The 8,727-nt window shown below is 49.8% G+C and carries 8 protein-coding genes; 6 read left to right on the top strand and 2 right to left on the bottom strand.

The genetic code is table 11. The features are described 5' to 3' along the window. Window positions 1–591 precede the first annotated feature (591 nt). The 5 genes from BP822_RS01510 (at window position 592) to BP822_RS01490 (ending at window position 4,932) form a co-directional block, all read left to right on the top strand. Window positions 592–792, top strand: coding sequence for a hypothetical protein (locus tag BP822_RS01510; RefSeq protein WP_286877565.1), 201 nt, complete (start codon window positions 592–594; stop codon window positions 790–792). Between the two features lie 61 nt (window positions 793–853). Next, a complete protein-coding gene (locus tag BP822_RS01505; RefSeq protein WP_273271219.1) occupies window positions 854–1,636 on the top strand; it encodes a hypothetical protein in 783 nt (260 codons plus the stop codon). A 311-nt stretch (window positions 1,637–1,947) separates the two neighbouring features. After that, entirely contained in the window at window positions 1,948–2,724 is a 777-nt protein-coding gene (locus BP822_RS01500; protein WP_013718912.1) for a hypothetical protein, read from the top strand. A gap of 47 nt (window positions 2,725–2,771) precedes the next feature. Beyond that, window positions 2,772–3,953 carry a hypothetical protein gene (locus BP822_RS01495; RefSeq protein ID WP_013718911.1) on the top strand — a complete coding sequence of 394 codons (1,182 nt, stop codon included), beginning with the start codon at window positions 2,772–2,774 and terminating at the stop codon, window positions 3,951–3,953. A 268-nt stretch (window positions 3,954–4,221) separates the two neighbouring features. Then, a complete protein-coding gene (locus BP822_RS01490) occupies window positions 4,222–4,932 on the top strand; it encodes a hypothetical protein (protein WP_013718910.1) in 711 nt (236 codons plus the stop codon). A gap of 53 nt (window positions 4,933–4,985) precedes the next feature. Here the strand turns inward: BP822_RS01490 and BP822_RS01485 are convergent, their stop codons facing one another. Both BP822_RS01485 and BP822_RS01480 read right to left on the bottom strand, forming a co-directional pair. Next, window positions 4,986–7,199 carry a TraX family protein gene (locus BP822_RS01485; protein WP_286877564.1) on the bottom strand — a complete coding sequence of 738 codons (2,214 nt, stop codon included), beginning with the start codon at window positions 7,197–7,199 and terminating at the stop codon, window positions 4,986–4,988. A gap of 228 nt (window positions 7,200–7,427) precedes the next feature. Continuing rightward, the gene (locus BP822_RS01480; protein ID WP_273271223.1) at window positions 7,428–7,667 is read right to left on the bottom strand and encodes an MTH865 family protein; all 240 of its coding nucleotides are present in this window, start codon (window positions 7,665–7,667) and stop codon (window positions 7,428–7,430) included. 145 nt (window positions 7,668–7,812) lie between these two features. On the opposite strand from BP822_RS01480, the gene BP822_RS01475 reads away from it, so the two are divergent. Further along, window positions 7,813–8,589 carry a winged helix-turn-helix domain-containing protein gene (locus BP822_RS01475; protein WP_286877563.1) on the top strand — a complete coding sequence of 259 codons (777 nt, stop codon included), beginning with the start codon at window positions 7,813–7,815 and terminating at the stop codon, window positions 8,587–8,589. Window positions 8,590–8,727: the final 138 nt, after the last annotated feature.

Here is an 8,727-nt window from a genome sequence, read left to right as displayed (position 1 = left end):
TCGGCTGGCTCTCCAGGGATCCCGAGCCCAACAGGCTGCTCAAGGGCCGCCATGCTGAGTACGGCAGATCCGTCGAGGACCTGACTGGTGTCTTCGCCATCCAGAAGTTCATCCAGCTCTGGGGCAACTCCACCTGCGGCGCAATCAGCGTTGACTGGCTGCCCTGCATTTAAATTAGATTAAGACTGTAAAAAGGAACATGACCTCAGGCTATGAGGCCTGGGGCCTATGCAATATTTTTAAAATCATATAACCTGCTGTAGTTTCCAAGTTTTTGATTTTGCATACGCAATGCAGTAAAGAGGTAAAGCACATGTTATTAAATAGCAAAATATTAGCACAAAAGAGATATTTATCGCTAGTCAATTATGTAAAAATTGAATTCAGTTTATAAAGTTGGTGGTTGAAGTGAAAAACTTGGAAAGTACAGTAACCTGCTTCTTACGCCTGTATTTTTGTTAGATGTTCCTTTGAGTGTTCTCTTCTGAGCAATTGGGCGATCTTCTCGGGAAAAAACAGGCAAGAGGGGTGGAATCGTGGAATATAAAATTCTCTTAACCCTGCTCGATAGCTTTATATGTCATTAATCTAATGAAAAATGTTGTGCCTGAGACAATGGCTCAAGTAACATCTAATGGTAATCCTGGAATCAGGCTCCTCACGCCGGATAGGATGACATTTAACGCTTTTGGCTTATATGCTGGAGGGGGCCGAGCGGTTTCATCTCTTCAGGTGGAACGGTCCTGGATCTTTGATAAAGGATCTGTATATCCAGCCGGGGTGATGTACTGAGGGATCACTTGTTGCTGTCAATAGCAGCTTTCGATCCTCATGTAAAGGAGGAGGGAAAGAAATGAGAAAACTAATAGCTGTTTTGATTATAGTCGCCATGGCCGCAGTAGGCATGGCCGGTGCAGCTAACTATATGTACGAAAAGGCATCGGTCAAGGGCGTTGGATACAAGAACGTAGAGATGATCATTCAAACCCAGTCTGGCTTCCATGGCCAGAAGCTGGTAGAGAAGGAGTCCGGATCCGGAAACGTGATCCTCGAGAGGACTGAGGTGGAAGCTGAGAGACAGATAACTGCCGAAGGACTGCAGTTCCCTTGCATGTATCCCAATTCCTGTTATATGGACTACATCAACTTCACCAAGGAAGCTGAGTTCGAGTACATGCCGGTATCTTACCAGACAGGCACCTATGACCAGAAGTGGGTTGAGAAGCTGTGCGTGCAGAACTACAGGATCGGCGCTGTGCTGACTGAGATGTACACCCATGCTGAGCACCTGCAGAAGACCACCGAGGTTAAGACCAGAGGCTACGGGAAAAAAGAGAGAATAGAAGACCTATGGGATTATAATCCCGACGACGGCCTTTGGTATGCTACCGGCTGTAAAATGGACTGCTGCACCGGTGTCCTCGAGGCTAACCTGAACAGCAACGTCATCGGCGTTGCCCATATCGGCTGGCTCTCCAGGGATCCTGAGCCCAACAGGCTGCTCAAGGGTCGCCATGCTGAGTACGGCAGATCCGTCGAGGATCTGACTGGTGTCTTCGCCATTCAGAAGTTCATCCAGCTCTGGGGCAACTCCACCTGCGGCGCAATCAGCGTTGACTGGCTGCCCTGCGTGTAGATGATCGTTATCGACATCGGGTGAATAAAAATCTTTAAAATAGGCCCGTCTCGGCGATCTGCTGGGCGGGCTTCATTTCGATCTTTTTTTTAATTAGCAGGGATTTGTCGTCATCTCAAAATGGCATGCGTTTGGTTGAAGCTTCTGCAACGAACCGGCCTTTGGATGACCATTATTATGAACAGATACATTTATATCGAATAAAAGCATCAACTTACAATTGTAGCTCAAGTCCTGCGCATGCGGGCAGGATAGCTACTGATCTAAAGGGATCAATAGCTGTTACATCAATCATCGGGGGTAAATGTATAATGAAGGGAGTAACGATAGCAGTTCTTGCAGTAGCCCTAGTGGGGCTATGTAGCATTACAATGGCTAATCCACCACTGGTACCGCCAGTGCAGTATGAGCAATTTTGTGAAAGCCATAAGGTATCCGGTTCAGGGATTATCGATGTTGCTAACTCGGTAATAGACAAAAAAATAGCTCTCGAGTACTTCGATACCATGACCGGGGATGGAGACATTGAGCTGGATCAGGAGACCGCATTTTCTCAGAATGCTGATGTCCTCAAGAGGAACATCTCCACGGTCAACGGCGGAAATAAGTCCAACCTGAACTTCGTCCAGAACACCAAGATGACCTACAGCGGACAGACACCATTGACCGGCGGACGTTACTTAAATTCCAAGGAGTTCTATGGCGGCATCGGCGCGAATGTGCAGGAGCTGTTCTCGGTTACTGAGATGGAGCAGGATGAGACCGCATTCTTCTCATCTACCACGCCCTACAACCCGCCAGGCACGACGCCTGAGAAGCTAGTAGATTCGCTAGCGAAAGCGGGAAGGGATCAGGATGCTGTTGCAGCCCTGATGGGCAGCAATCCCGCTCATCTGGTGGGAATCGAGACCAAGAATTCCTTCAACGGCACATGGGGCACAGACGCTACATGGCACAGGATATTCTACAAGGATATCAAAGCTCATGAGATGTTCACCGGAACATTCGAGGCTGAGAAGGTATTGAAGTTCCATGAAAATCCAGTGCGTGAGAAGCATCGCGCTCCTTGTGAAGGCATAGACTGCTAGGTCAAATGGCCTGGCTAGTTTTTTTATGTTGTTTAAAGGGGGTTACCATGAGAATATGTCTGATCATTACAATAGCAATGTTGATCCTGACAGTATGCCAGGTGCAGGCTACGGTTGAGGATCCGGGAATGGAGTTGGGTGATGTTTCTGCCACTTGGTCGGGTCCCTCTACTCCATCCATTCCCAACTATCTGCCCAGTCCCTGTTCAGGAGATTCCGGGGCTCTATCGGTAGATGTCAGTCTAACCGGGCCTGAATCGGAGGCGGACAAGTCATATACCACTCAGGGAAAGGAATTGGACTTCGTGGTTACTGTAACCAATGAGGGCTCAACTGATGCAGATGTTGAGGTTTGCGTCAAGCCAATGGACTGCGCCCTGGATTGGTTTGGCTGGACCAGAAGCCCTATGAATATACCTGCCGGAGGGTCCCGCTCCCAAACCCTGACCGTGCAGCCGGATATCAATGCCGTAGCCGGGAAGTACAGGTTTGCGGTTGAGGCATCGGCCAAATGCCGCACTTCAGCCTCTAGGGAGGCAACGTTCAGAGTGCAGGCATACGACTACGCCTCAGAGACCGCTATCAGTGGATCAGGACAGTTCCTGATGAACAAGGACCTGAGGTCGATGGAATCTGGTATCAAGTCCAACAAGGACGTGATATTCAGCGGCAGCGTGGATGCTCTGGTCAAGAACGAGTACATGGTGGATGATGCAAGGGGAAAGAATGCCAACTTCGTTGAGCAGGATGCAGTCGATAACTACAATGCAGTGGCCATTGGAGATGCACTTGTGGGAACGGAGAGCTTCAAGAGCTCTGCCATATTCGGCGGGGTCGGCTCCAAGATCCGGGAAACCTATGATTTGCAGCAGATGGAGTTCAAGAGCCAGGATTTCACACTGCATCAGACTGGATCTTTGAAGAAGACCGCTGAGTTCCAGACGGCGGATAACTTCACTGGATATTACCTCTTAGATGCCAAGCAATCTATCCCCGGCCAGAAGAGCCTTAAAGAGATTGAGGAGTACTTCGGATCCTTTGAGATCAACAGGAGGATTCTCTTCCGCAATAATGCTGAATCAGAGCCCGCCTGTCAGAATGGAGACTGCGAGGGAATAGCCACTCCCGCAGTCGATACTTCCAAGAAGATGCCGGTCGCCAGTCCCTGTACGAGCAGCTCATGCTATAACTTCGTAAATAGGCTGAATAATTTCGGCCAAAAGGCATAAGCTCTACTCTTTTATTTTTTATTAATTCTCTTGCTCTATTCAGTCAATTCGATTTGCGTTCTTTCTCAAATGTATATACATTCAGCCCCAAATATTTCAGCCAAAACCTTAAAATAGGCTGCAGAGAAGCTCATAGCGGGTGTTAGGGTTCTATAGGAGAGTGACCTTCCCGGACTGTGGGGATATCGGGCTGCCCGAATCGAATTATCATATCGGCCAGCAAATCCTTAAATCAAGAGCATCCGGGCAGAAAAGGAGGTAGTGTGGATTGAAGAGAGAAATGATCGTTCTAGCGGTTATCGCCATGGCTCTAATAGGCATGGCAGGCGCTGCCAATTACATGTACGAGAAATCGTCTGTAAAAGGGGTGGGTTATCGAAGCCTGGAGATGGTCATCTCCACCCAGTCTGGCTATGAGGGCCAGAAGCTGGTAGAGAAGCAGACCGGCTCAGGAAATGTGATCCTCTCCAGGATAGAGCTGGAGGCGGAGAGGCAGCCTTTGGACATGGCTTGCGAATGGGCGAACGGCTATCCAATGGATTACATCAACTTCACCTCAGAGCAGGAGCTGGAGTACATGCCCGTCTCCTATCAGACCGGCACCTATGACCAGAAATGGGTGGATAAGCTGTGCGTTCAGAACTATAAGATAGGTGCTGTTCTGACTGAGATGTACACTCATGCTGAGCACCTGCAGAAGACCACTGAGGTCAAGACCAGGGGATACAATGCCCTGACCGATACTCCCTGCTGCAACGGTGTCCTTGAGGCCAACATAAACAGCAATGTAATCGGTGTGGCCCATATCGGCTGGATCTCCAGAGATCCCGAGTCCAGCAGCGCGCTCAAAGGGCGGCATGCTGAGTATGGCCGATCGGTCGAGGACCTGACTGGCGTCTTCGCCATTCAGAAGTTCATCCAGCTCTGGGGCAACTCCACCTGTGGCGAAATCAGCGTTGATTGGCTGCCCTGCGTATAAGCCCTAATCGAGAATATCAAATTAATGCGCCGGAAACGGCGCAATTCTCTTTTTTAAAAGTTGATATCAATGGTTCTTCCCTGGAGAACATCCTCCTCGCTCACCTCAACCATCTGTGCCTTCACATCGTCTCCATGCACTGAGAACACCATATACGGGTCAGTTGCATGGACCTCATGCTCTCTCTCTGTGGAATAGGGGACCCTTACCTCAAGTGCATCTCCATTCCAGGTGGCCTGGTTGAGGTAGACGAACCTCCTATCTATATTGGAGGTCATATTGAGCAAGGCCATGCCATTTCCATCCCGGCCAGTGTGGATTTTCAGCAACGCTCCGGGAACATACTGGAAGATCATAACCCTGCTCTTTCCTACATTTCCCATGATAGTGCTCGACTCGTGGATCAGGCGGAACCGGCCCATGCCTGTTCCGTCTGCTAGATAGAGCTTGCCCAATGTGGTGTTGAAGAACCTCTCTTTGGGTTTGGCTGAGAGCTGAGCGCCGTACTCCTCCAGGGCCATATAGCTGCTGATATCCTCATCCGCCCATTCTGTGAGGGAGGGCAGCTTGCCATAGGCAATGCCGAAATCGGCAAAGACGTACCTGGCACCTCTGGCATCCATTATCTCCGTCGCTTCCTTCTCGTCCTCTGCCAGATAGAACTTCACCGCATCCTCTATTCCGGTCTGGAAGTTGTTCGCCACCACCGGCCTTTCAGATAGATAGAGGATCCAGTTGCCATAGTCCCACCAGCTCATCACGCTGTACTCAGGGATCTCTTCCGGATCGGCAAAGTGGCTGGTTGGGTCGCTGTTCTCCTTCAGCCAGAATAGAGAGTCCTGCCAGTCGCCTGCGATCGCAGGTGGCGAATTGCTGGCGAAGTTGAAGGCATCAATTGCCGTCGGCAGGACAAGAAGCAGGATGATGGCTGCTGCCAGGGCCCTGTGGAGCTTTGCGCCCCTCTCCTCCTGGAACTTCTTAAGGCGATCTAGGGCATAGAATATCAGTATGCTTATCAGCATGCCCATGAATATCGTGGAGATGTACAGAAATCTGCCCTGTCCCAGGGTGAGAAGGATGGAGAAGACTGCCCATATCAGAAGGAGAAGCAGGCTCTGCTGCATTCTTCTTTCTTCTTTTCGCATATAGACTACTATGGCGGCTGCTCCTGCCAGGGAGAATAGGATGTTCAGTCCCAGCCAGGAGAAGACCACCTGAGATAACGTATCAAGGTCATAGATGAGCGGTTCTGCCTCTCCAATCTTGCCGATCATCTCCCCTCCCCAGATGTATCCCATTCCCGTTCGGATCAGACCCTCCAGTCCAAAGAATCCGCCCAATATCTTTGAGAGCAGCAATGATATAATGAATATGGCGAGGATGGCCAATGGGAAAGCCTTCCAGGATATGTTCCTTTTAGCGATAATGTGTGCCAGTGCCAGCATGATGGCCAGAGCGACGAATATGGCTGCCAATCCCAGGAAGGAGGGTGACATCCAGGGGGTATTCCTGAAGGGCAAAACGAGTATAAGGGCGAGGAAAAAGGCACCAAGCAGCGTTGAGGCGATGTTCAGGTTCGGCTTATCCTGGCGCAGTTCCAGGCTCATACCAAATGCTGCGAATAGCAGATACGCCCCGAAGTAGACATCTGCGCCCTGCCAGGTATATGCCAGGGCGGCCAGTGCCACACCTGCCCCAGAAGCGTAGAGCCATCTCTTATCCGGCCGGGAGAATGCGAGGACCATGAACAGGAGAGAGAGGAGCTGAAACAACACCTCCAAAGAGTGATGGTCGGTGGCGGCAACCATAGTATAGAGGAGGTAGTAGGGGGCGAGAGCGGTCATGAAGCTTGCCAGAAGGGCAATTCTGTGATCGAAGAGCTCTCGCATGATATAGTAAACGACGACCATCGCCAGCAGACCGATGATGACAGGCACAAAGGCCGCCGTCATCTCCACCCCCTCTTTTGTATGCTGGCCCAAAGCGATGCATAGGGCAGCGGAGATCTGGTCGAAGAGCGGGGGCCAGGTTATGGAAAAGCCATGAGGGTAGTTCAGGTAGGTATCAAACCATAGCGTATCAGGAAAGTTGCTGGTCCCATAGAGTATCCTGCGCATATGATAGTATTCATCGTAGCCCGGGAACACTATCCCATGTTCGGTAAGTGAGTTCCTTCCTGCAAAGAGCTTCAACAAGAAGCCGAAGACAAGGACTGCTATCAGCTCAACCGGCTCGCTTCTCTTCCCCTCATCCATGAATTCAAGCATTGATATTCGATAATATAAAGCCTTTTGAGGATAGTTTATCTAAAAGAGCATAGAGAGATCTTAGAGCGGATTCAGAATGAAGGTCGCTGTCTACTGGTGCCGGACGGCAGAGATATCACCAAAGAGCCCAATCTACTGCTATCGCGACTCTGCGCCAGCGACCGTGGAATTCTCGATGGTTCTCTTTTATCTGAATAACCCTTCCTGAGACCTCGGGGCTAGATTAATTCAGAGCATAGCACGCTTGACGATTACGTCGGCCACCTGCCTGGCATCTTTAAATGGGAAATCGCTGGCTTTCAAGACCTTTCCTGCATCGCCCGCTGTAATTTCCACGTCTCCTGCCTTGCATTTGGTGGCAGCACCCTGGGGCAGGGCAGCCATAAGCTCTTCAGGCGTTTTTATGGGAAACTTTGCTTCCTTTAAGGCACCAACAATTTGGGCATGTATCTCGTCTTTTGCACTCATTGTGTTTCACCAATCCTTCTATCGTCTGGTTATTGATATATACTTTAGCGTTATAAAACTATACAAGGTATAATTGAATACACAAGGTTAACTCTAAGATACATAATAGAAACCTTTTTCATCACTGCGTCGGTTTGATGATATCATGAATGCGGATCTTCTGAAGGAAGTCAACGGCATAAAGTCGAAGCTGGATATCATGCACGAAGACATGAAGAGGTTCATGGAACGCTCAAATCAGCAGCACTTGAATTCTATTGTCGATGGCTGCAGAAGCGATTTTTTTGATGTAATCCGGGGATACGCAACCGATGAGATAGAGAGCAGCTTGGAAGGCAAGATATCGAAGGACTGTCATATGAAAAATGCTTGCAAAGCGCTGTTCTCAGATCTTCTGAATAGCAGCCTGGATCAGATAAAAAGGGGCGAGGTATCAGCGGATTCCATCAACGATGCGAAATCGAAGCTGGAAGAGATGCGCAGGAAGTCTCCTTATGATCAGTGCAAAACATGCTTTTCTGAGGTGGCCAGGCTATTGGATAAGCAGATAGATCTGATGCGTTCGCTCAGGGTATACCGAGAAAATGATTTGACGGGTGAATCGATGGAGTCCCTTCCCGAAAAAGAGACTGTCGTCGAGCTCCTCGAGCCCCTGAGCAATAAACAGAGACTGCAAATTCTAAAGGCCCTTTTCGCTGAGACGAAGACCTTTTCTGCCCTTGCTGAGCTCACAGGATTGCGGGGCGGCAATCTGCTCTTCCACTTGCAGAAGCTGCAGGATGGAGGAATGATTTTGCAAAGAAATGAGAGAGGGGACTATATGATTAGCGAGAAGGGATATCGAGCCCTCAGGGGAGTTGCAGAGTTATATTCGGACCTGGGCTCGAAAAGGATCAGCTCCGAACCGATAAAAAGGCCATAGAAATGGCGCAAGGGAACTCCGGTCTTCAGGCCGGAGAAGCTGACGAGGTAGATAGCCTTTGCCTTCGGATCCTCGGGGGCGGTCCGCGTTCCTATTGCTCACGAAGACCTCTCATTCCGGCGGCCTGCCTTCGTCTCT

Source organism: Methanosaeta sp. UBA458 (assembly GCF_002496085.1).
Classification (GTDB): domain Archaea; phylum Halobacteriota; class Methanosarcinia; order Methanotrichales; family Methanotrichaceae; genus Methanothrix; species Methanothrix soehngenii.
This window is presented reverse-complemented; position numbering and strand designations above follow the sequence as displayed.